Source organism: Pseudomonas sp. B2M1-30, from assembly GCF_025447575.1.
Lineage (GTDB): Bacteria > Pseudomonadota > Gammaproteobacteria > Pseudomonadales > Pseudomonadaceae > Aquipseudomonas > Aquipseudomonas botevensis.
On the sequence record NZ_JAOEJT010000004.1, the window covers coordinates 128,763 to 151,270 of the forward strand.

Annotated in this window: 16 protein-coding genes; 6 read left to right on the forward strand and 10 right to left on the reverse strand. The window is 62.2% G+C overall.

Annotated elements, in window-relative coordinates; translation table 11 throughout:
* Together xseA and N8H74_RS10150 are read right to left on the reverse strand one after the other, a co-directional pair.
* Positions 1-1,380 carry an exodeoxyribonuclease VII large subunit gene (xseA, locus tag N8H74_RS10145; protein WP_262147302.1) on the reverse strand — a complete coding sequence of 460 codons (1,380 nt, stop codon included), beginning with the start codon at positions 1,378-1,380 and terminating at the stop codon, positions 1-3.
* A gap of 41 nt (positions 1,381-1,421) precedes the next feature.
* A complete protein-coding gene (locus N8H74_RS10150; RefSeq protein ID WP_262147304.1) occupies positions 1,422-2,318 on the reverse strand; it encodes a LysR substrate-binding domain-containing protein in 897 nt (298 codons plus the stop codon).
* Between the two features lie 100 nt (positions 2,319-2,418).
* Between N8H74_RS10150 and N8H74_RS10155 the strand changes: the two genes are divergently transcribed.
* From N8H74_RS10155 to guaA, 4 genes are all read left to right on the forward strand, one after another.
* Positions 2,419-3,186, forward strand: coding sequence for a sulfite exporter TauE/SafE family protein (locus N8H74_RS10155; RefSeq protein WP_262147306.1), 768 nt, complete (start codon positions 2,419-2,421; stop codon positions 3,184-3,186).
* Positions 3,187-3,277: 91 nt separating this feature from the next.
* Positions 3,278-3,826: a sugar ABC transporter ATPase gene (locus N8H74_RS10160; protein ID WP_217833923.1), complete on the forward strand. Its 549-nt coding sequence runs from the start codon at positions 3,278-3,280 to the stop codon at positions 3,824-3,826.
* 116 nt (positions 3,827-3,942) lie between these two features.
* Complete coding sequence (gene guaB, locus N8H74_RS10165) at positions 3,943-5,412, forward strand: IMP dehydrogenase (RefSeq protein WP_217833922.1); 1,470 nt, start codon at positions 3,943-3,945, stop codon at positions 5,410-5,412.
* A gap of 98 nt (positions 5,413-5,510) precedes the next feature.
* The gene (gene guaA, locus N8H74_RS10170; RefSeq protein ID WP_217833921.1) at positions 5,511-7,088 is read left to right on the forward strand and encodes a glutamine-hydrolyzing GMP synthase; all 1,578 of its coding nucleotides are present in this window, start codon (positions 5,511-5,513) and stop codon (positions 7,086-7,088) included.
* Positions 7,089-7,170: 82 nt separating this feature from the next.
* Here guaA and N8H74_RS10175 read toward each other — a convergent pair whose 3' ends face one another.
* The 3 genes from N8H74_RS10175 to N8H74_RS10185 all read right to left on the reverse strand — a co-directional run bounded on the left by N8H74_RS10175 (position 7,171) and on the right by N8H74_RS10185 (position 14,757).
* Positions 7,171-11,469, reverse strand: coding sequence for a membrane-targeted effector domain-containing toxin (locus tag N8H74_RS10175; protein WP_262147308.1), 4,299 nt, complete (start codon positions 11,467-11,469; stop codon positions 7,171-7,173).
* Positions 11,470-11,676: 207 nt separating this feature from the next.
* The gene (locus N8H74_RS10180; protein ID WP_347710404.1) at positions 11,677-14,526 is read right to left on the reverse strand and encodes a membrane-targeted effector domain-containing toxin; all 2,850 of its coding nucleotides are present in this window, start codon (positions 14,524-14,526) and stop codon (positions 11,677-11,679) included.
* A gap of 3 nt (positions 14,527-14,529) precedes the next feature.
* Positions 14,530-14,757, reverse strand: coding sequence for a hypothetical protein (locus tag N8H74_RS10185; RefSeq protein ID WP_262147313.1), 228 nt, complete (start codon positions 14,755-14,757; stop codon positions 14,530-14,532).
* Between the two features lie 221 nt (positions 14,758-14,978).
* Between N8H74_RS10185 and N8H74_RS10190 the strand changes: the two genes are divergently transcribed.
* Positions 14,979-16,355 carry a multicopper oxidase family protein gene (locus N8H74_RS10190; RefSeq protein ID WP_262147315.1) on the forward strand — a complete coding sequence of 459 codons (1,377 nt, stop codon included), beginning with the start codon at positions 14,979-14,981 and terminating at the stop codon, positions 16,353-16,355.
* A complete protein-coding gene (tadA, locus tag N8H74_RS10195; RefSeq protein WP_217833918.1) occupies positions 16,355-16,852 on the forward strand; it encodes a tRNA adenosine(34) deaminase TadA in 498 nt (165 codons plus the stop codon). Before N8H74_RS10190 ends, tadA begins: the two co-directional genes overlap by 1 nt.
* A gap of 52 nt (positions 16,853-16,904) precedes the next feature.
* Here tadA and cmoB read toward each other — a convergent pair whose 3' ends face one another.
* From cmoB to lon, 5 genes are all read right to left on the reverse strand, one after another.
* Complete coding sequence (gene cmoB, locus N8H74_RS10200; RefSeq protein ID WP_262147317.1) at positions 16,905-17,861, reverse strand: tRNA 5-methoxyuridine(34)/uridine 5-oxyacetic acid(34) synthase CmoB; 957 nt, start codon at positions 17,859-17,861, stop codon at positions 16,905-16,907.
* On the reverse strand, positions 17,858-18,637 hold the full coding sequence (gene cmoA / locus N8H74_RS10205; protein WP_262147318.1) for a carboxy-S-adenosyl-L-methionine synthase CmoA: 780 nt from the start codon (positions 18,635-18,637) through the stop codon (positions 17,858-17,860). The genes cmoB and cmoA overlap by 4 nt, the downstream gene beginning before the upstream one ends.
* 92 nt (positions 18,638-18,729) lie before the next feature.
* The gene (locus N8H74_RS10210; protein ID WP_262147320.1) at positions 18,730-19,374 is read right to left on the reverse strand and encodes a lysoplasmalogenase; all 645 of its coding nucleotides are present in this window, start codon (positions 19,372-19,374) and stop codon (positions 18,730-18,732) included.
* 2 nt (positions 19,375-19,376) lie between these two features.
* Positions 19,377-19,769: a protease inhibitor I42 family protein gene (locus N8H74_RS10215; RefSeq protein ID WP_217833914.1), complete on the reverse strand. Its 393-nt coding sequence runs from the start codon at positions 19,767-19,769 to the stop codon at positions 19,377-19,379.
* Positions 19,770-20,044: 275 nt separating this feature from the next.
* Positions 20,045-22,462, reverse strand: a complete 2,418-nt coding sequence (gene lon, locus N8H74_RS10220; protein WP_225930165.1) for an endopeptidase La — start codon at positions 22,460-22,462, stop codon at positions 20,045-20,047.
* Between the last annotated feature and the right edge of the window lie 46 nt (positions 22,463-22,508).

Genomic DNA, 22,508 nt, shown 5'->3' on the forward strand with positions numbered 1-22,508 from the left:
TCAGTCCAGTAAAGAGAGGGTGACAGGCGTCAGATGGTTGTCCTCGACGCGCACTTGCAGTTCGCCTTCGCCCAGCCTGGCCTTGAGACGCTGGCCGGTGTGGGTCTGTTCGGCGCTGCGGATCGCGTTGCCGCGTTCGTCCAGCAGAATGCTGTAGCCCCGGCCGAGGGTCGCCAGTGGGCTGACCACATGCAGGGTCTGCATCTGGCTGTGCAGTTGCAGGCGACGGCTTTTCAAACCTTCGCGCATGGCCCGTGGCAGGCGTTCGGCGAGGCTGTCGAGACGTTGGCGCAACAGGGCCAGTTGCCGGCCGGGATGTTGCCCGGCGAGACGGGTTTCCAGGCGGATCAGCCGTTCGCGGCGGGTATTGAGCTGACGCTCGAACGCCCGGCGCAGGCGCATGTCCAGGTCATCCAGGCGTTGTGCCTGCTGACGCAGACGCTCGCCGGGATGGCGCAGGCGACGGGCCATGCCTTCAAGACGCAGACGGTCACGCATCAAGCGGTCGCGCATGCGCATCACCAGACGCCGGTGCAGGCTTTCGACCTGGCGGATCAGGTGGCTGGAGTCGGGCGCCAGCAGCTCGGCAGCGGCGGAGGGGGTTGGCGCACGCACGTCGGCCACGAAGTCGCTGATCGAGACGTCGGTTTCATGGCCGACCGCGCTGACAATCGGCGTCACGCAGGCGTCCACGGCCCGGGCCACGGCTTCTTCGTTGAAGCACCAGAGGTCCTCCAGCGAGCCACCGCCACGGGCCAGGATCAGCGCATCGAAGCCCCGGGCGTCCGCCAGTTTCAGCGCGCGGACGATTTGTGCCGTGGCCTCGCGGCCCTGCACCGCTGTCGGGATCAGGGTCAACTGCACCTGCGGCGCGCGACGGCGGAATACGCTGATGATGTCGCGGATCACCGTGCCGGTCGGCGAGCTGACGATACCGATGCGCTGCGGATGCGCCGGCAGCGGCACTTTGCGTTCGGCGCTGAACAGGCCTTCGGCGCTGAGCTTTTCCTTCAGGGCATCGAAGGCCAGGCGCAGCGCACCGTCGCCGGCAGGTTCGACGGTGTCGAGAATCAGCTGATAGTCGCCGCGTCCCTCGAACAGCGAGACCTTGCCGCGCACCTTGACCGCCAGGCCGTCCTTGAGCGCCTGACGCACCCGCGCCGCATTCTGGCGGAACAGCGCGCAACGCACCTGGGCGCCGCTGTCCTTCAGGGTGAAATACACATGGCCGGACGCCGGGCGAGCAAGGTTGGAGATTTCGCCTTCGACCCAGATGTTGCTGAACACGTCTTCGAGCAACACCCGCGCGCGGCCGTTGAGCTGGCTGACGGTCAGGACTTCACGGTCCAGGCCGAGTCTTGAAAAGGGATCTTTAATCATGGGGCGCAGTTTAAAGGCATTCGGCGATCAATCTCCATGAGTCAGCACAAATCGCTTTTTCGTGTGAGGGCCTGGATGAACTGCCGCAGCAGGGGCGAGGGTGACTGGCGATAGGCGAGGGCGACGGTGCTCTGGCAGTCGGGATCGGCCAGCGGCAGAAAGCGTACGCCGGACGGTGCGATGTCCTGCATCGACTCCGGCAGCAGGGCGATGCCGAATCCAGCCTGGATCAATTGCAACTGAGTGGTCTTGCGCGACATCACCCGCGCCGCTTTCGGAAAGAAGCCCTGACGCATGCACAAGTCCGCGCATAAATAGCTCAGGCCGCCCCGTTGCGGATGGGGAATGGAAATGAACGCCTCGTCCTGCAATTGCGCCAGTTCGACGGTGCGCGCGCTGGCCAGTCGATGACTGGCCGGCAGCGCGAGCAACAGGCGTTCGGTGAACAGCGGCACGATCTGCACGCCTTCGCGCTGACGCAATACCGGCAGGCGCAGCAGGCCAAGGTCGAGACGGCCCTCGGCCAGTTCCTCCAGTTGCGCTTCCGAGGACAGTTTGCCGATGTCCAGCGACACGCCGGGCTGGCGCTCGAGATAGGTGCTGATATCGGTCAAAAGGCGTCCGCTGATCGGCACGGTGCTGGAATGGCTCAGGCGCAAGGTGCCGAGCTGGCCGTGGCCGATGTCGGTGGCCATGGCGCTGGCCTGGGTCAGTTCATTGAGCAGATTCCTCGCCCGTGGCAGAAAGGCTTCGCCTGCTGCCGTGAGACGGGGCTGGCGGGCGGTGCGTTCGAACAGCGGCGTTTGCAGGCGGGTTTCCATGTCCTTGATCTGCCGGCTCAGTGCCGATTGCGCGATGAACAGGCGTTCGGCCGCCGCGCTGAAGCTGCCGCACTCGGCGATTTCCACGAAGTAACGCAATTGACGGGTTGAAAGCACAAGGTATGCCTTTTCGAGATGAGTGATCGGCCTTGAAGATATTAGTCGCAACCTTCGGCGCTGGCTAAAGTCATCTCAGGCTTATAAAGGAAGCGGATTGATGAGCGTGGTGGGTTTGTTGAGTGAGTGGTCGTGGGGCGCGGGCGGCTGGGCGGTGGTCGGGCTCGGTATCGCGCTGGCCTACATCGTGTTTGGCATTGCCGGTTTTGGCACGGCACTGGTGGCGGGGCCGATCCTGATTCTGTTCATGCCGCTGTCGAAGATCGTGCCGCTGCTGGTGCTGCTGGATTTCGTCGCGGCGTTCGGCAATCTGTTGCCATCGCGGCGAGACGTCGCCAGGCCCGAATTGCTGCGACTGCTGCCGTGCATGGCGGTGGGCTGCACGCTGGGCGTGATATTTCTGCTCAACCTCAAGTCGGATCTGTTGCTGCTGTTGATGGGGCTGTTCATCAGCGCCTATGCGGTTTATAGCCTATGGGTCAAAACCCGGCCGGCGCAATTATCTGCCGCATGGGCAGTACCGATGGGCACCGTGGGCGGATTGTTCGGTGCGCTGTTCGGCAGCGGTGGCTTTTTATACGCGATCTATCTCAACAGCCGGCTGCCCAAGGAGGCGGCCCGGGCGACACAGAGTGCGCTGATCAGTTGCAGCACGGTGGTGCGCTTGAGTCTGTTCGCCATCGCCGGTGTGTATGCCGAGCTACCCTTGTTGCTGCTCGCGTTTTGTTTGTTGCCGGCGATGGCGCTGGGCTTGTGGATCGGACGGCGGCTGACCATGCGCCTGTCCCGCGAGGCTTTCGTGCGGCTGGTGACCTGGCTGGTGCTGGCGAGCGGGATTGCGCTGATCGGTCGCTATTTGAGTACTTGACCGGATTGCGTCAGGGATTAAGCTGCCGGCCGTCAAGACGCTTCGCGGGCAAGCCTGCAAAGACGTCAGAAGCCATGCCGCAGGACTATCCATGAATTCGCAAAGCATCCTCGTCCCGAAAATCTCCACCCTGCCGGTCCACGAACCCCGGGCGCGGGCGATCGTGCGCTGGCTGGTGCGCAAGAACATCGTGCAGGAAGAGTTGACCACCTGCGGGCGCACCGGCAACCGCATGGGTCATGCCCTGGCCGAGGGCGCGCGTGCCGTGGTGCTGCATCCCGAAGCGCTGCCGTTCGGTGAGCCGGTCAATGGTCTGGAGATCATCGTAAAACGTTGCATCTACACCCCGGCCAAGGGCTTTCTCGAAGAGGCCGGTTGCGCCGAGTGTCGGCAGGAGGTGGGAGAGGCGCTGTTCGAAAGCCTCGAAGACTGGATGCCGGGGCGCACCGACAACTTCACCTGCCCCGAATGCGGGCACGAAGACGACATCAACGGCTTTCTGTATTTGCAGCCGTGTGCGTTTTCCAACCTCGGGTTCATCTTCAATAACTGGCTGGAAGCTGGCTTCAAGCAGAGTTTTATCGACGAATTCGCCGACTGGCTCGACCAACCGGTGAGCTGGGTGAAAGTGGAGTTGTAAGGGCGCTCATTCCCGTACATCAGCAACATTGATATTCGACAGAGTTTTACATTGAGCCCGGTGGGGTGTCTGAGTATAATGGCGCGCTTCCATTTTCCCGCTCGGGAGCCCCCGCGATGCTGCGTATCAGCCAAGAAGCTCTGACATTCGACGACATTCTCCTAGTGCCCGGTTATTCCGAGGTTCTTCCTAACGAAGTCAGTCTGAAGACCCGCCTTACCCGTGGCATCGAGCTGAACATTCCTCTGGTTTCTGCCGCCATGGACACCGTTACTGAAGCCCGTCTGGCGATCGCCATGGCTCAGGAAGGTGGCATCGGCATCATCCACAAGAACATGACCATCGAGCAGCAAGCTGCCGAAGTGCGCAAGGTCAAGAAGTTCGAAGCCGGTGTGGTCAAGGACCCTATCACCATCGAGGCCGATGCCACGGTGCGTGATCTGTTCGAACTGACCCGCATGCACAACATTTCCGGCGTTCCGGTACTGCACGATGGCGACCTGGTCGGCATCGTCACTTCCCGTGACGTGCGTTTCGAAAACCGTCTGGACGCCCTGGTCCGCGACGTGATGACGCCGAAAGAGCGTCTGGTCACCGTCAAGGAAGGCGCCAACAAGAACGAAGCCCGCGAACTGCTGCACAAGCACCGCATCGAGCGCGTGCTGATCGTCGACGACAAATTCGCCCTCAAGGGCATGATGACCGTCAACGACATCGAAAAAGCCAAGGCCTACCCGCTGGCGAGCAAGGACGATCAAGGTCGTCTGCGCGTCGGCGCTGCGGTCGGCACCGGTAAAGACACCGGTGACCGCGTCGCCGCCCTGGTCAATGCCGGCGTGGACGTGGTGGTGGTCGACACCGCGCACGGTCACTCCAAAGGTGTGATCGACCGCGTTCGCTGGGTCAAGCAGAACTTCCCTGAAGTGCAGGTGATCGGCGGCAACATCGCCACCGGCGCAGCCGCCAAGGCCCTGGCCGAAGCCGGCGCCGACGCCGTCAAGGTCGGTATCGGCCCTGGCTCGATCTGCACCACCCGTATCGTCGCCGGTGTCGGCGTGCCGCAAATCAGCGCCATCGCCAACGTCGCCGCCGCCCTCGAAGGCACCGGTGTTCCGTTGATCGCCGACGGTGGCATCCGTTTCTCCGGTGACCTGTCCAAGGCCATCGTGGCCGGTGCCTCGGCAGTGATGATGGGCTCGATGTTCGCCGGTACTGAAGAAGCGCCGGGCGAAATCGAACTGTTCCAGGGCCGTTCGTACAAGGCTTATCGCGGCATGGGCTCGCTGGGTGCAATGTCCCAGGCGCAAGGCTCTTCCGACCGTTACTTCCAGGACTCCTCGGCGGGTGCCGAGAAACTGGTTCCGGAAGGCATCGAAGGGCGTGTTCCGTACAAGGGCACCCTGACTGCGATCATCCACCAGTTGATGGGCGGCCTGCGCTCCTCGATGGGCTACACCGGTAGCGCCAACATCGAAGAGATGCGCACCAAGCCTGAGTTCGTGCGGATCACCGGTGCCGGCATGGCCGAATCCCACGTTCACGACGTGCAGATCACCAAGGAAGCGCCAAACTACCGCGTAGGTTGAGCCTTCAAGCAAAAAGTTAACGACCGGGGCTGTTTTATTCAGCCCCGAGTTGTTTCTGAATCAAGACTGTTTCTGAATTACTTAGACGAGACTGAATCATGGCCCTCGACATTCACGCTCACCGCATCCTGATCCTCGACTTCGGCTCCCAGTACACCCAACTGATCGCCCGCCGCGTGCGCGAGATCGGCGTGTACTGCGAACTGCACCCGTTCGACATGGACGAAGATGCGATCCGTGAGTTCGCTCCAAAAGGTGTCATCCTCGCCGGCGGCCCCGAGTCCGTACACGAAGCCAACAGCCCGCGCTGCCCACAGGCCGTGTTCGATCTGGGCGTACCGGTCTTCGGTATCTGCTACGGCATGCAGACCATGGCCGAGCAACTGGGCGGCAAGGTTGAGGGTTCCGAGCTGCGTGAGTTCGGTTATGCCCGCGTTGACGTGGTTGGCAAGAGCCGCCTGCTCGATGGCATCGAAGACCACGTCGATGCCGACGGCGTATTCGGCCTCGACGTCTGGATGAGCCACGGTGACAAGGTCACCAAGATGCCGGGCGACTTCCACGTTCTGGCCAGCACCCCGAGCTGCCCGATCGCCGGCATGTTCAACGACGATCTGGCCTACTACGGCGTGCAGTTCCACCCGGAAGTGACCCACACCAAGCAGGGCGGTCGCATCCTGTCGCGCTTCATCCTCGACATCTGCGGTTGCGAAGCCCTGTGGACGCCGTCGAAGATTGCCGAAGACGCCATCGCCAACATCCGTGCCCAGGTCGGCACCGACAACGTGCTGCTGGGTCTGTCCGGCGGTGTCGACTCCTCGGTGGTTGCGGCGCTGCTGCACAAGGCCATCGGCGACCAACTGACCTGCGTGTTCGTCGACAACGGCCTGCTGCGTCTGCATGAAGGTGAGCAAGTGATGGCCATGTTCGCCGAGAACATGGGCGTCAAGGTGATCCGCGCCAACGCTGAAGACCAGTTCCTCGGCAACCTGGCCGGCGAAGCCGACCCGGAGAAGAAGCGCAAGATCATCGGCCGTACCTTCATCGACGTGTTCGACGCCGAATCCTGCAAGCTGGAAAACATCAAGTACCTGGCCCAGGGCACCATCTACCCGGACGTGATCGAATCGGCTGGCGCGAAAAGCGGCAAGGCTCATGTGATCAAGTCGCACCACAACGTGGGCGGCCTGCCGGAAGAAATGAACCTGAAACTGGTCGAGCCACTGCGCGAACTGTTCAAGGACGAAGTCCGTCGTCTGGGCCTGGAGCTGGGCCTGCCGTACGACATGGTCTACCGTCACCCGTTCCCGGGCCCAGGCCTGGGTGTGCGGATCCTCGGTGAAGTGAAGAAGGAATACGCCGACCTGCTGCGTCGCGCCGACCACATCTTCATCGAAGAACTGCGCAAGGCCGACTGGTATCACAAGGTCAGCCAGGCATTCGTGGTGTTCCAGCCAGTGAAGTCGGTTGGCGTGGTGGGCGATGGTCGTCGTTACGCCTGGGTCGTGGCCCTGCGTGCGGTGGAAACCATCGACTTCATGACCGCGCGTTGGGCACACCTGCCTTACGAACTGCTGGAAACCGTTTCCGGCCGCATCATCAATGAAATCGAAGGCATCTCCCGCGTCACCTACGACGTGTCGAGCAAGCCGCCGGCGACCATTGAGTGGGAATGATCCTGCCCACGCCTTGACGGCGTAACCGCAGGTATCGCAAAAGGCCGTGTGAACACTGTTCACGCGGCCTTTTTGTTGGCGGTTACAACGCGCCCGACCAGCCGGCCAGGGTCAGGCCCCGGCCATTCAGCGCATCAATCAAGCCGAGCATGCTGTCGAAGCGTTTTTCATGCAGCGTCGGCCAGGCCGGGCGCTCGATGAAGTAGCGGCCGGATTCGTGGTTGATGCGTGTCTTGACGATGAGGTTGTCGCGCCCGCGATGCAGCAGCGATGTACCGCCAGGCTCTCTCGTCAGGGTGTACATCCCCGGACGGGTCAGCAGTTTCTCGGTGTTCTCGATCGACCGGGCAGCCCACGGGGTTTCCATTTGCAGGCGCAGATCGCTCTTGACCACGCCCGTGGGCCGGCCGTCCTGGTAAACGAACGTTCGGCCTGGGTCTGGCTGGTATCCGCTGGCCTGGCCCTTGGGCACGTCCTCTATTCGCAGCCCGAGAGCGCCTTCCGTTTCGCTGACGCCGATGGCGCCTTCGTAGGTGTTGGCATGGGAGTTACCCATCAGCGCGATCCACTTTTGTGGCCCCCTCGCAGCGCGGTCGGCCTCGATGATCGTGTGGGCGTAGTAGTTCATCATTTTCTGACGGGTCGTGCGCTGTAGGCCTTTCATGCCGCTCAGACGATAACTGGTCATGCAGTCGATTGCCTGAATCCGCACGCGTTTGTTGCGTGCTGTCTGTACCAGCTCAAGAAAGGTGTAACGCCCCATCGGATCGGTCATGTGGCCCCGGTCCAGTGTTTGCAGATACCGCTCCAGATCCCGGGGCATGACGCCGGTGCGGTAATAGTTGTTCAGCGATACCTGGTGAAAGTCGGTCATCAGGTGTTCCAGATACAGCGTCTGCACGCCCCGGCGGCTGAGTTCCGGCATGTTTTCGATCAGCCAGCGTTTGCTGCCGACCTCGCCGTGGCTCTCTCCGATGGCCAATCCGTCGTAGTGATTGATCCACCAGTCGATGAACGCCTCGGGGTCGGCGGCCGGGTCGACTGGCGGCACTGCCCGACGGGGCGGGAGTTCCAGTTCGGCGTAAAAACGTGTGGCCTCCTGATGCAGTTTTTGGCGCAGGGCCCGGAAGGTTTCCATGCCGGTGTCTTCGTCCAGGCTGACGAATTGATCGCCGAGTGTGCGGCTGTCAGGGTTCAAGGCCGACGGCTTTAATTCCCCGCGAAACGCTTGTGGAATTTCATACGGCGAATCGAACAGCGCCTTGTCGGGCATCATGGACTCCGGGTCGACGGTCGCACTCGTGGCGGCGGAGGAGGGCGGCTCGATGACCGGCGACTGGCCTGCCTTTGGATCGATGCGCACGCGTCTCAGCGACAGACCTTCATCTTCCAGCGCGATGGCGAGTTCATGCACGCTGTCGAAGTGTCGTCCACTGACCGAAGTCCAGCGCGGGCGAACGATGGAAAAACCGCCGGCATCGTGCTGGATCGGTGTACGAACCAGCGTGCCGTCGCCGCTGCGATGAATCAGCGTGGTGGATTCATCGATCATGAACATGCCACCTCTGGGCAAGGCCTCGTCGATGTTGCGAGCCGTGATCGTTGGCGAGGCCTCCAGTTGCAGGCGCAGGTCGCTCTTGATCAGATCAACGGTCTGGCCCAGCAGGTCGTGGACCTTTTTGCCCGGATCGATCGACACTCCGCCAGCCTTGCCCACCGGCACTTCTTCTACACGAATCGCAACGACACCTTGCTGCTCGCCGAGGCCGGGAACACCTTCAAGAACGCTGGCCCGTTCTTCGTCGACCAATGCCACCCAGGGGTTGGCGCCGTGGGCAGCCTGGTCGGCGCGGATCGCGGTGTCGGAAAAGTAGTTCAGCATCTTGCGGCTGCTGACCTGTGACGTGTGCTCCATGGTCGGAAAGCGGCGGCTGGCCATGCAGTCGATGGCTTGTACGCGGATATGATTTTTCTGTGCGGCCTTCACCAGTTCCAGATAACTGTGGGGACCTGTCGGATCAGTGCCCAGGTGGATATCGATGGCTTTCAGGGATTCTTCCAGAGAAGGCGGCAGCTTCCCGGTCCGGTGGAACGCGTCGAGGTCGGCCTGATGGAAGTCTGTCAGCAACTGGTCCAGGTACAAGGTTCTGACTTTCTGCTTGTTCAGTGCCTTGAAGTTGTCGATCAGCAGTTGCCGGGCGCCGGTGGTAGCGTTTTCCTGGCCGATCACCAGACCGGGTATCTCTTTGAGCAGTCGTTTGCTCATGTCGGCGAACGAAGTCGAGGGCTTGAAGGTTGGCACCATCGGGCGCGAGGGCAGGCCTGGGGTGGAGTAGAAGTCGATGGCGTCGTCATACAGGCTGCGCCGCAGCGTCTTGAAGTCCTGATAGAGGCTGTCGCTGTGCTCCACGCGGTCCAGCGGAAAGTCATCGAGGCGGTTTTCGGCCAGTGGTCGCAGTTCCGTTGCCGACGTTTGCGCAACGTCATAGGGCAGCGGTTCGCTCGCAAGCTCCGGCAGCGGGCTGGACGTGTGTCCCCAGGGCCATTCGCCGAAGATTTTCATGCCGCCCCGCAGGCCGGGGCGGGCAGCCGGTTCCCATTTCAGTGCCTCGTTCAGGCGTACCGGCACGTTGCGATAGAACGAGTAGGGATGAACCGGATCGATGATGACCCAACTGCGCATCTGCTCGACATAACGGACTTCATAGAAACCGTCGCCACCGGCGCGCCGCATGTAAATGTAACGCTTGCCCGAAGGGGTCTGAATGATCTCCTGGAGCTTCGGATGTTCGGGGTCGATGAGCGTGGGTTCGCTGATGGTGGTCTTGAACGATTCGAGAAAATCCTCCGGTGCAGCCGGGAGCACCTGTTTCGGCGCGATTTCCTCCAGCGGCGGCAATGGCGTGCGAGTCGGTGTCGTGCCGACGAGATGTTCTTCTTCCTCGATGACCATGGAGGTTTCGGCAATTTCCGGAAGTGCGCCTTCCCCCCTGAGGAACGTCGCGTTGAACAGGGTATCGATGGCCGTGAAGATCGCAGCGGTCACCGCCGACTTGCGGGCTTGCGGGGTTTTGCCGTTGACCGCCTGATCGATCTGCAGGCCGACGTTGGCGATGCCCGCACCGACCACCGCCAGCGCCACCGGCCAACCCACGGCGGCCATGGGGCCGAACATCCGGTTGAAGGCGTTGAGGTAGCCGATCCACAGCTTTTTACGCAGATCGCCGTTGGTATGCATCATGAACGTGGCGTCGCTGAGCATGCGCGCGTGGGTGGCGCTGGCGAGGAAGGTGAAGGCGTCACCGGTCAGGGTTTCGGCGGTGCTCTCGACCAGTTTGTGATCGTTGCTGTCCCAGGTGCTCACCAGCAGGTCGAGGACGTGATTGAGCCCGACGTTCTCGATGTGCGGCTCACGGAAAAACAGCGAGGCCAGATTTGCCCCGGGATTCAACGCTTCGAGCCATTGTTTCTTGGCGTTCTGTCGCCAGGCGGTGTCCTCCATAATGTCGTGATCGGCGACCTGAAAATGCGCCATGAAGCGTTTGCGGTCATCCGGCTTTTTGATTTTCGACAGCACCCACCAATGCACATGACGGTCGGACTGCAAGGCGTGCACACCCCAGGCTTCACCGGGGACATAGATCATCTTCCGGCCGTGAGCATCGATGATGCACAGGATGTCGGTCGCCACGAATCCGCCGATCTTCAGCAGGCTGACGCGAATTTCCCTGGCTGGCGGAACCTCGTCTTCGAGCATCTGGCGGGTCACCGGCCAGCTGACATTGCCGGCCACGGCCTTGACCACGGTCTTGAAGTTTTCATCCGAGAGCCGGCCGCTTTCGCGGTCTTCCATGGCCTTGGCGAGGAAGGTGCATTTGGCCAGCGCACGGAAGGTCTTGCTGTGTTTGTTCCAGAACGACTTGATCTTTTTCTGGTAGCGATCGGAAAAGTTGATTGCCCAGAACGCCTTCAGCACGTCATTGGCGTGCAGCCGTACTTCGTTGCTTTCGTCGTAATTTCCAGCGTTCGGGCCGGCGGTGTAGAACCCGGCATCGGCGTCGAGCAGATCGGCGTTGTCCTGGTCGTGCACACTGAAACGCTGAATGACCAGTTGCGGCAGGGTCATCGACAGGCGTGGGGTTTCCAGCCGATGTTCCCAACCGGTGAAGGTTCGCGAACTGCTCTGAGCCGAGTGAAAACGGTGGAAATAGACCTGTTCCGGTTCCAGATGGGCAAGGTCATGGCTGGCAAGGATCTCCCGGGCGATCGCGCAGGCCATTTCATACAGGTCGGGGCAGGCTTCGACCAGGTTCGGGACCAATAACTTGAGTGCCTCTCGGTCACCGGTGTTGGGTAGTTTGCTGTCTTGAAGGGTGTCCACAGTCTTTCCTTGATCGTGGGTGGTTGAACGCAGCGACGATCATTTCAGGGTGGCGGGTGATACGTCTGTCAGACCGCAGGACGACGTGTTGTCGTATGAGGTGATGGGGTGCATAGGAAAACTCCGCTGCCAGCGAACGAAACCAGCACCCGAGCGGAGCCTGAGTGCTCCGCCCGGTGTGCATAGATCCCTAATACGCAGACCTGCTCAAGCCGGAATCTGGCTTTGCAGGCTCAGGCCGTATTCCTGAGCCAGCGCCCGGGACATCCGCTCGAGGTTGGCGTAGGGCACCTGATTGACCCGAGCCCAGGTGGGGCGCTCGATGAAGTAATAGCCGGCAGCCGTCCTTTGAACCGGCGTTCGCACGATCTGCTCGGTGGTGCTTCTATGGACCAGGGTGTAGCCCTGCTCTGTACGCTCGAACACATACATGCCCGGACGCTGGAGCAAGCGGCTGGTCTGCAACGGGTTGCGCGTCACGGGTGGCGCCTCCATCTGCAGCAGCAGATCGGCATGAAAGGTATCCACGGTTTCGGCCGTCTCCGGTGCGTTTGCTACCGGGCCTCGCTGGATGTCGATACCCGGATCGGCGCTGAACCGTTGGCCCTGACCCGGATCGACTTCTTCAATACGCAGCCCGATCCCACCCTCCAGTTCCGCGAGGCCGGGAAGACCACGGAAGGTGTTGATGTTGCCGGTATCGGTCAAGACTACCCATTTGCCCGTGTCGTTCATTGACCGGTCAATGAGCATGATGTCGTGGATCAGGTGATTGGCCACGATCTGCTGTTCCGGTTGCGGCAGGGTGAGCGGCCGCCGGTACAGGGCCGTGCAGTCGATGGCCTGGACACGAACGCCGTGCTGCTGTGCGGTCTTGACCAGTTCAAGTTCATTGAATCGCCCCAGAGGATCGCCGCCCATACGGCTCAGATACATTTCCAGATCCCTGGGCATGCTGCCGGTGTGGAAGTACTGGTTCAGATCGAGTTGGGCGAAGTCGCTGAGCAGGCGATGGACATACAGGGTTCTTGTGCCCGCGCGGGCGAAGGTCGGCATGTGCTCGATCAGCAGGCGCATGCTGGTGATCCGCCCTGGTGTTTCCGCGATCACCAGCCCTGGTGACAGCTCCAGCGCACGGCTGATGAAGGCCTCGATGGTCGTGGACGGCTCAATCGCCGGCAGCGCCGGGCGCGGGGGCAGGGTGTTCCAGTGCAGGTTGGCATAGAAGCGTTTTGCCGAGCTCACCAGGTGGCGGAATTTTTCGGCGAAGTGCTCGGGGTAATGATCTGGAGCGATCAGGTCGCCCTCGGGACCGATCACGAAGCGCAGATGGGTTTGCGGCAGACGCAACGCCCATTTTTTCAGCGTTGCCTGTTGCGCAGGATCAACATCGTAGGGCGTTCGGACCAGACCGATACCGGTGGACGTCGACGGCTGTGGCTCATCGACGGGCGGTGCGACTGCCGGGGCGTCGGCGGTGTCCGGCTCGAAGGTGTCCAGTTCGAACGCCGGTGCGCACTGCTTGCCCAGGCATTGCCCTCCGGCTTTCAAGCCCAGGCGCGGAAGACGCTCCCAGGTCCCGGCGGCGGTCAGGCGCACTGGCAGGGCGTGGATGAACTGATTCGGTTTTGCCGGATCGACGATCGCCCAGAAACCGCTGCCTCGGGCGTCGGCGAAATAGTGTACGTAGTAGGGCGTGTCGTTCAGCAGAATGGCGTAGGGCGGGTCGCTGTCGAGCCTGTAGACACCCTGGAACTTGCCGGCCTCGGTCGCCGGCGTCAGCCCGTCGAGCAGTTCGTTGCATTGATAGGCCTGCGGGATGACAGATGGCTGTACCGGCGGGGCGGGCATCGGTGGGGTGTCGGTTGCGGGCGGGAACGGACCGTCGGGCTCTTCAGCGACAAAGGCAGGTTCATCCGGCGTCTGTGCGCCTTCGGCGTATTCGGCCCACTCTGCGGCTTCGGCTTGCGCGCTGATTTCGGCGATTGATCCGACACCCTTGAGAAACGGCAGGTTGAACAGCAAGTCGATACCGCTCAGCACCGCGCCGATCACCCCTTCCTTGCGTTCGGCGGCGGTCTTGCCGTTGACCGCCTGATCGATGTTCAACCCCAGGCTGGCGAGGCTGGCGCCGATGACCGGCAGCGCCACTGGCCAACCCACCACCGCCATCGGGCCGAACAGTTTCAGGCCGGCACTCAGGTAGCCGACCCACAGTTTTTTGCGCAGGTCGGCGTTGGAGGTCAACGCTGCCCCGGCTTCGGCAAACATCGCCGTGCGGGTCGAATCACGCAGCCAGGTGAAGGCGTCCCCGGTGATCGCCTGCTCGTGCTGGTTGATCAAGTGATGATCGGCGCGACCCCAACTGCTGACCAGGCGGTTCATCAGGTCGCTGATGTTCTCGCTGATCGCTTGACGCTCGATCAGCGCAAAGTGATTGAGGAACAGCTGTCGCGGGTGGGCCTGGTTCATCTGCTGCAAGATCCACCAGTGCATGTCCGAGGGCGTCGCGCAGACCACGAAGGCTTCGACGTCGCCGGGCAGGTAAAGAATCTGCCGGCCCGTGGAGTCGATGATGCGCAGAATGTTGTTCGCCACATGACCGGCAACGTCCAGGGCATACACCTTCGAGTGCTGGTCGAGCGGCGTTTCGGCTTGCAACTGAGACAGGCTGACAGGCCAGGTCAGCGGGCCGATGACGGCGTTGACCACGGTTTGAAAGTCTGCGTCAGACAGCCGTCGTGCGTCCCGGGCTTCGATGGCTTTGACGAGAAAGTTGCATTTGGCCAGGGTGCGAAAATCGGTGGCGGAAGCATCCCAGAAAGTCTGAAGCCGATGGCGATAGCGTTCGCTGAAATCGATGCTCCAGAAGTCTTTCAAGACCTCATTGCCATGCAGGCGCACCTCGTTGGTTTCGTTGAAGTCTTCGGTCTGCGGGCCTGATGTGTAGAAACCGGCGTACAGATCCAGCAGGTCGGTGTTGTCCTGGTCAGTGGCGCGGAAGCGGTGGATCACCAGTTGCGTCAGGGTCAGGGATTCACAGGGCTTTTCCCGGATGTGCTACCAGCCGGTGAAGGTCGTGGAGCTGCTTTGCGCGGTCTTGAAACGATGAAAATACACACGGTCGGGGTCCAGGCCGGTAATCCCGTGTTTGCCCAGCAATTCGCTGGCGACCTGATGGGCGGTGTCGTTCAGGCCGGGGCATGTATTGATCACATGGGCGGCGATGACCTTGAGGGCTTCCTTGTCTGCGGCGTTGGGGAGTGGCGGGGGGCGATTGGGTTGCATGTAGGCTCGGTCCTTGAGAAGTGATGGCTGATCATTACCCGATGGCGCGTCCCTGATGCGGTGCATATGTACTACCTGCCAGGCGCGTTCCCGAGCTATGGGCGGACGGGTCGCTGCGGCCATCCGCCGCGCTGCCCTTACTGTTTCGCAAGCGCAGGTGTATCGTATTCGCCTTTTGCGGGCGCCCAGGCCTGCGGCTGATTCGTGAGGTAGTTGAGTTCATGTCCTTTACCCGTCGCCAAATTCTCGGAGGCCTGGCCGGTCTTGTTGTCGTAGGTGTTGGCGCAGGGGGCGCTTCGCGTTACTGGCTCGGTAAAATGGCCGATGTCAACGCGGGTCATGACTACGAGCTGATCGCGGCACCCCTGGACGTTGAACTGGTGCCGGGGCACAAGACCGAAGCCTGGGCTTTCGGCCCCTCGGCGCCGGGCACCGAATTGCGCGTGCGCCAGGGTGAATGGCTGCGGGTGCGCTTCATCAACCATCTGCCGGTCGCCACCACCATCCATTGGCATGGCATCCGTCTGCCGCTGGAAATGGACGGCGTGCCTTACGTCTCGCAACTGCCGGTGCTGCCGGGCGAATACTTCGACTACAAATTCCGCGTGCCGGATGCCGGCAGCTATTGGTATCACCCGCACGTCAGCAGCAGCGAAGAGCTGGGGCGCGGGCTGGTCGGGCCGCTGATTGTCGAAGAGCGCGAGCCCACCGGCTTCAAATACGAAAAGACCCTGAGCCTGAAGAACTGGCACATCGACGACGAAGGTAATTTCGTCGAGTTCAGCATCCCCCGTGAAGCGGCCCGTGGCGGTACGGCGGGGCGTCTGTCGACGATCAATGGTGTGCCGTCACCGGTGATCGAATTGCCGGCCGGGCAGATCACCCGGGTGCGGCTGCTCAACCTCGACAACACCCTGACCTATCGCATCAACATTCCCGGAGTCGAAGCGCAGATCTACGCGCTGGACGGCAACCCGGTGCAGCCGCGCCCGCTGGGCAAGGAATACTGGCTCGGGCCGGGCATGCGCATCTGCCTGGCGATCAAGGCCCCGGCGGCGGGCGAAGAGCTGTCGCTGCGCAACGGCCCGGTACGCCTGGGGACGCTGCGTTCGGTGGCCAACACGGATGCACCGACTGACTGGCCCCCTGCGTTGCCCGCCAACCCGGTGGCCGAGCCGGATCTGGCGAATGCCGAGAAACTCAACTTCAATTTCGAATGGGTCGGTTCGGTGTCGGTCAATGTCGACAACGGCAAGCCGCCGAGCCTGTGGCAGATCAACGGCAAGGCCTGGGACATCACCGACAAGACCTGCGCCGACCGGCCGATCGCCAGCCTGAAGCTGGGCCAGAGCTACATTTTCGAACTGAAGAACATGACCCAGTATCAGCACCCGATCCACCTGCACGGCATGAGTTTCAAGGTGATAGCCTCGAACCGGCACAAGATCGTGCCGTATTTCACCGACACCTATCTGCTGGGCAAGAACGAGCGCGCGCAAGTGGCGCTGGTGGCGGATAACCCTGGGGTGTGGATGTTCCATTGCCATGTGATCGACCACATGGAAACCGGCCTGATGGCCGCCATCGAGGTGAAGTGATGCGCCAGATTCGCCCGGCGGCGATCATCGACCGCAGCCGCGACCGCGACTTCATGCACGAAGCCCTGGCCCTCGCGGCGCAAGGCGCGGCGCTTGGCGAAGTGCCGGTGGGCGCGGTGCTGGTGCAGGATGGCGAGATCATCGGGCGCGGGTTCAATTGCCCGATCAGCGGCAACGACCCCAGCGCCCACGCCGAGATGGTTGCGATCCGCGCGGCCGCCCAGGCGGTCAGCAACTATCGCCTGCCCGGCAGCACCCTTTACGTGACCCTGGAGCCGTGCAGCATGTGCGCCGGTTTGATCGTTCATTCGCGCATCGCGCGGGTGGTCTACGGTGCGCTGGAACCCAAGGCGGGGATCGTGCAGAGCCAGGGGCAGTTCTTCACCCAGGGCTTTCTCAACCATCGGGTGTTGTATGAGGGGGGCGTGCTGGCGGAGGAGTGCGGGGCGGTGCTGACCGAGTTCTTCAGAGCAAGGCGCGCCAAGTCTTCTGACTGAATACACAACTCAATGTGGGAGCGGGTAGCCCGCTCCCACAAGGTAACCCGGATTATTTCTTCGCGACGATCACCGCGCGCATCGGCGCCGGCAACCCTTCAATGGTCTTGCTGTGATCCTCGGGGTCGAGGAAGTCGCTCAGCGATTGATACTTCATCCACTCGGTGCTGCGCTGTTCCTCGACGGTGGTGAAGCTCACGTCCACGCAACGCACGTCGGTGAAACCGGCGCGGCGCAGCCACAACTCCAGCGCCGGCACCGAAGGCAGGAACCACACGTTGCGCATCTGCGCGTAACGATCTTCCGGCACCAGCACCTGCTGTTGATCGCCTTCGACCACCAACGTCTCCAGCACCAGTTCGCCGCCCTTGACCAGGCAGTCCTTGAGCGCCAGCAGATGCTCGATCGGCGAGCGACGGTGGTAGAAAACTCCCATGGAAAACACCGTGTCGAAGCCTTCGAGGTTCGGCGGCAGGTCTTCGAACGGGAAGGGCAGGTGCCAGGCGTTCGGTTCCGACAGGTAACGCTGCACGGCCTGGAACTGGCAGAAGAACAGCCAGTTCGGATCGACGCCAATCACGCTGTCGGCGCCGGCACCGAGCATGCGCCACATGTAGTAGCCGTTGCCGCAACCGACATCGAGGATGCGCTTGCCCTTGAGGTCCAGGTGCGGAGCGACCCGCGACCATTTCCAGTCCGAGCGCCATTCGGTGTCGACATGCACGCCGAACAGATCGAACGGCCCCTTGCGCCACGGCGAGAGGCCCATCAGCGCGGTGTGCATCTGCGCACGGGTGGCGTCGTCGCAGTCGCTGTCCAGCTTCAGGCCGTCGAGCAGATCGACTTCGCTCGGCTGGATCTTCGGCAGGGCGTCCAGCGCACTTTGCCAGCGCTCCAGGTCGCCGTGACCTTTCTCCATTTTCTTGTCGAGCTGCACTTGCAGGGTGTTGGCCCATTCGGCCAGCGGGGTGCCGGCCAGACGGCGGGCGAGGGGGGACAGATCAATCATGGCAAGGCAATCAACGAAGCAAAGTTAAGACACTGGAACCACGGCACGACTTTCGAGAACCCGGCGGCCAACAGGCGTTCGCGGTGTTCTTCGAGGCTGTCGGGCTTCATGACGTTTTCGATGGCGCTGCGCTTCTGGGCGATTTCCAGTTCGCTGTAGCCGTTGGCGCGCTTGAACGCGACGTGCAGGTCGGTGAGCAGCGAGTGTTCTTCGGCGTCGTTGAAACGCAGCTTCTCCGAGAGAATCAGGGCGCCGCCCGGCAACAACGACTGGCGGATGCGCGAGAGCAGCGCGGTGCGTTGCTCCGGGGCGATGAATTGCAGGGTGAAGTTCAACGCCACCACGGAGGCCGGTTGAAATTCCAGGGCCAGGATATCGCCCTCGATCACCTCGACCGGCAGCAGCTCCTGGAACATCGAGTTCTGCGCGTTGAGGTATTCGCGGCAGCGCTCGACCATCGCTGCCGAGTTATCCACCGCGATCACCCGGCAGCCGTCGCTGCGTACGTGCCGGCGCAAGGCCTGGGTCACGGCGCCGAGGGACGCACCGAGGTCGTAGAGCACGCTGTCGGGTTGAGCGAACTGCGCCGCGAGTACGCCGAGGTTTTCGACAATGGTCGGGTAACCCGGCACCGAGCGCTTGATCATGTCCGGGAACACCCGCACCACGTCCTCGTTGAAGGCGAAGTCGGGCACCTGGGCCAGGGGCTGGGCGAAAATGCGATCGGGTTCTTTGCTCACGGCGGTTCCGGCGGTGTCGGTGGAGAGGGCCGGCATTTTAGCCAAATTGACGCGGGGATGCGCGGGTTGGCGGATAAAGCGCTTTCTGGCGATGCTCGCTTCCCTCGGGCGGGAGCGAGCATCGGCCTTTATGGGGCCGCGCGTTTGCTCTGCGAGAACGCCGAAGCGGTGATCCCCCACTGGCCGAGCCAGTAGCTGAGGATGATGACGTAGGGCGCGGCATTGAACGGTGCCACGAAGCGGTTGATGCCGATCACGCTGTCGGAGAACACGAACGCCACCGCACCGGCCGCCGCCAGCAACGCCGAACGCTGCGGCACGCCGCTGCCGAGTCGGGCCAGGGCGCGCCAGAGCATCGCGCTGATGGCGGTGCCGTAGACGATCACCGGCACCAGCAATGGACCCAGACCATGGGAAATCAGAATCCCCAGCAGCACGGCACCCAACGCAATCGCGAGCATCAGCGGCAGCAGTGCCAGGCGCCGGCAATCGCTGAGATAGGCTTTGAGGTAGGCCAGATGGGCAACCAGAAACGCGCCGAGGCCAAACACGAACAAATCCCCCGGCCACGCCAGCAATACATCGCCGACCAGGGAAAAAATCAGGCCGAGGCTGATCCAGCGCCGATAGTCGCTGGCCGGAGCATCATGCAGCCAGCCGAGCAGCGCCAGCACCGGCAACGGTTTGACCAGCAGGCAGAGCAGAGCCGCGTGGGTGCTCAATCCGTAGAGAAACGTCACCGCGCCCATCAGCGCCAGAATCAGCCAGCCCATGCTCAGTTCACCGTAATGGCGCAGTCAAAGGTTTCCACCGGCAGCACTTCCGGCGCCCACGGTTGCTGCGAGGTCAGGCGCAGGCGCCCGGTGCCGGTGGCGAAGGCCTGGAAGCGCCAGGTCGAAAGACCGGCGGCACCGACCACACCGGCGTCCTCTGGATTGCTGTAGACCTCGGGACTGAGGGCGCGCAACACGCCGCCAGCGGAATCCTGGATCGCCCAGCGGTAACCGGTGGTGGGATTGCTCGGCAGAGTGACGATCAGGTTTTGCCCATTGACCAGCCGCACCGGGCATTCGCTCTGTTTTTCCACCGTCAGGTTGGTTTTCGGTTGCGTGGCGCAGGCGGCCAGCAGGGCGAGGGACAGGGGGACAAGCAGGCGAATGGGGGACATGGGGGCAGCAGCTCCGACGTTGGCGACGAACGGCGAGCATAACTGAAGATGAGACAAAGTGTGACAACGCCAAGCCCCTCACCCTGACCCTCTCCCGGAGGGAGAGGGGCAGGGTGAGGTGTCTGGCGTTATACATCGACCTGGAAGACCGGGTGGATTATGGATTCAGCGAAGAGCTTTCAGGTCGACGCATCTCTGAAGCATCGCACAATCGGCTCCCTCTCCCTTTGGGAGAGGGCTGGGGTGAGGGAGACGATTGATCGCTCAAGCCGTCATCAGAAAAGCACCTTCGCCACATCCGCAAACCGCTTGGCGAAATGCGCGGTGATGCCTTCTTTCAGGTAATCCGGCAACTCCTCGAAGTTGCCCCGGTTCGCTTCCGGCAAGATCAGCTCGAAAAGCTTCTGCCGCCGCGCCGCGATCACCTTCTCGCGCACCCCGCCAATCGGCAGCACATGCCCGGTCAGCGTCAGTTCGCCGGTCATCGCCACGCCTTTTTTCGGCGGCTGGTTGCGGGCCAGGGAGAGCAGGGCGCTGGCCATGGTCACCCCGGCGCTCGGGCCGTCCTTCGGTGTCGCGCCTTCCGGCACGTGCAGGTGGACGAAGGCTTCGTCGAAGAATTTCGGATCACCGCCAAACGACTTCAGGTGCGAGCTGACGTAGCTGTAGGCGATCTCCGCCGATTCTTTCATCACGTCACCCAATTGTCCGGTGAGTTTGAAACCGCGATTCAACGTGTGGATCCGCGTCGCTTCGATCGGCAATGTCGCGCCGCCCATGCTGGTCCAGGCCAGCCCGGTGATGACGCCGGTGCCGGACAGCACTTGCTCGTTACGGAACACCGGATGACCGAGGGACGCTTCGAGGTCTTTCGGGCCGAGCTTGATCACCGCTTTCGGGTCGTCGATCAGCTTCATCACCGCTTTGCGCACCAGTTTGCCCATCTGTTTTTCCAGCTGGCGCACCCCGGCTTCACGGGCATAACCGTCGATCAAAGCCTTGAGGGCGCTGTCGCTGATGCTCAGGCTGCCCTTGGACACGCCAGCCTTCTCCAACAGTTTCGGCCACAGGTGACGCTTGGCGATGGCGACTTTTTCTTCGGTGATGTAGCCCGCCAGGCGAATCACTTCCATCCGGTCCAGCAACGGGCCGGGAATCGAATCCAGGGTGTTGGCGGTGCAGACGAACAGGACTTTCGACAGGTCCATGCGCAGGTCGAGGTAGTGGTCGAGGAATTCGACGTTCTGCTCCGGATCGAGGGTTTCCAGCAGCGCCGAGGCCGGGTCGCCCTGGTAGCTCTGGCCCATCTTGTCGATCTCGTCGAGCATGATTACCGGGTTCATCACCTCGACGTCCTTCAACGCCTGCACCAGTTTGCCCGGCTGGGCGCCGATGTAGGTGCGGCGGTGGCCCTTGATCTCGGCCTCGTCACGCATGCCGCCAAGGCTGAAGCGGTAGAACGGCCGGCCGAGGGATTCGGCGATGGATTTGCCGACGCTGGTCTTGCCCACGCCCGGTGGGCCGACCAGCAGCACGATCGAGCCGCTGATCTCGCCTTTGTAGGCACCGACCGCGAGGAACTCGAGGATCCGGTCCTTGATGTCGTCGAGGCCGGCGTGGTGTTTGTCCAGCACCTTGCGTGCGTGCTTGAGGTCGAGCTTGTCCTCGCCATACACGCCCCAGGGCACCGAGGTCGTCCAGTCGAGGTAGTTGCGGGTGACTGCGTACTCCGGCGAGCCAGTCTCGAGGATCGACAGCTTGTTCATTTCTTCTTCGAGGCGTTTCTGCACCTGCGCCGGCAGGACCTTGCCTTCCAGACGCTGCTCGAACTGTTCGAGGTCGGCGCTGCGATCATCCTTGGTCAGACCGAGTTCCTGCTGGATGACCTTGAGCTGTTCCTTGAGGAAGAACTCGCGCTGGTGTTCGCCGATCTTGCGGTTCACTTCTGCGGAGATTTCTTTCTGCAGCCGCGCGACTTCGACTTCCTTGCGCAGCATCGGCAGGACTTTTTCCATGCGCTTGAGCATTGGCACGCAGTCGAGCACGCCTTGCAGCTCGGGGCCGGTGGCGGAGGTCAGGGCGGCGGCGAAATCGGTCAGCGGCGACGGATCGTTGGGGCTGAAGCGGTTGAGGTAGTTCTTCAGCTCCTCGCTGTACAGCGGGTTGAGCGGCAGCAGTTCCTTGATCGCGTTGATCAGCGCCATGCCGTAGGCCTTGACCTCGTCCGTCGGCTCGGTCGGCTGGTGCGGGTATTCGACTTCCACCAGATACGGCGGACGGTGGTGCTTGAGCCAGGTCTTGATGCGCACGCGGCTCAGGCCCTGGGCGACGAATTGCAGTTTGCCGTTTTCACGGCTGGCGTGGTGGACCTTGACCAGGGTGCCGTATTGCGGGAGCGCTTTGGTGTCGAAGTGACGCGGGTCTTCCTGGGGCGTGTCCATGAAGAACAGCGCCAGGGAGTGGTGTTCGGATTTGCTGACCAGTTCGAGGGTTTCGGCCCAGGGTTCTTCGTTGACGATGACCGGCAGGACCTGGGCCGGGAAGAACGGGCGGTTGTGGATCGGGATGACGTAGACCTTGTCCGGCAGGTTCTGGCCGGGCAGGGCCAGGCCTTTGCCGGTGGAGTGGTGTTCGATGTGGTCGGTCTGGGTGTAGTCGTCGGGGCTGTCCGGGAATTCTTGCTGGTCGCTCATGGGGCACCTGCGCAATGGGGTATGGGTCTTAGATGGGGCGCGGGTT

What these genes read in the sequence shown, in the direction of transcription:
- guaA (WP_217833921.1), top strand. Translation starts at nt 5,511, where the DNA reads ATGGCCCTCGACATTCACGCTCACCGCATCCTGATCCTCGACTTCGGC.
- lon (WP_225930165.1), bottom strand. Translation starts at nt 22,462, where the DNA reads ATGAGCGACCAGCAAGAATTCCCGGACAGCCCCGACGACTACACCCAG.
- N8H74_RS10160 (WP_217833923.1), top strand. Translation starts at nt 3,278, where the DNA reads ATGAATTCGCAAAGCATCCTCGTCCCGAAAATCTCCACCCTGCCGGTC.
- tadA (WP_217833918.1), top strand. Translation starts at nt 16,355, where the DNA reads ATGCGCCAGATTCGCCCGGCGGCGATCATCGACCGCAGCCGCGACCGC.
- N8H74_RS10210 (WP_262147320.1), bottom strand. Translation starts at nt 19,374, where the DNA reads ATGGGCTGGCTGATTCTGGCGCTGATGGGCGCGGTGACGTTTCTCTAC.
- N8H74_RS10185 (WP_262147313.1), bottom strand. Translation starts at nt 14,757, where the DNA reads ATGCAACCCAATCGCCCCCCGCCACTCCCCAACGCCGCAGACAAGGAA.
- cmoA (WP_262147318.1), bottom strand. Translation starts at nt 18,637, where the DNA reads ATGCCGGCCCTCTCCACCGACACCGCCGGAACCGCCGTGAGCAAAGAA.
- xseA (WP_262147302.1), bottom strand. Translation starts at nt 1,380, where the DNA reads ATGATTAAAGATCCCTTTTCAAGACTCGGCCTGGACCGTGAAGTCCTG.
- guaB (WP_217833922.1), top strand. Translation starts at nt 3,943, where the DNA reads ATGCTGCGTATCAGCCAAGAAGCTCTGACATTCGACGACATTCTCCTA.
- cmoB (WP_262147317.1), bottom strand. Translation starts at nt 17,861, where the DNA reads ATGATTGATCTGTCCCCCCTCGCCCGCCGTCTGGCCGGCACCCCGCTG.
- N8H74_RS10190 (WP_262147315.1), top strand. Translation starts at nt 14,979, where the DNA reads ATGTCCTTTACCCGTCGCCAAATTCTCGGAGGCCTGGCCGGTCTTGTT.
- N8H74_RS10155 (WP_262147306.1), top strand. Translation starts at nt 2,419, where the DNA reads ATGAGCGTGGTGGGTTTGTTGAGTGAGTGGTCGTGGGGCGCGGGCGGC.
- N8H74_RS10215 (WP_217833914.1), bottom strand. Translation starts at nt 19,769, where the DNA reads ATGTCCCCCATTCGCCTGCTTGTCCCCCTGTCCCTCGCCCTGCTGGCC.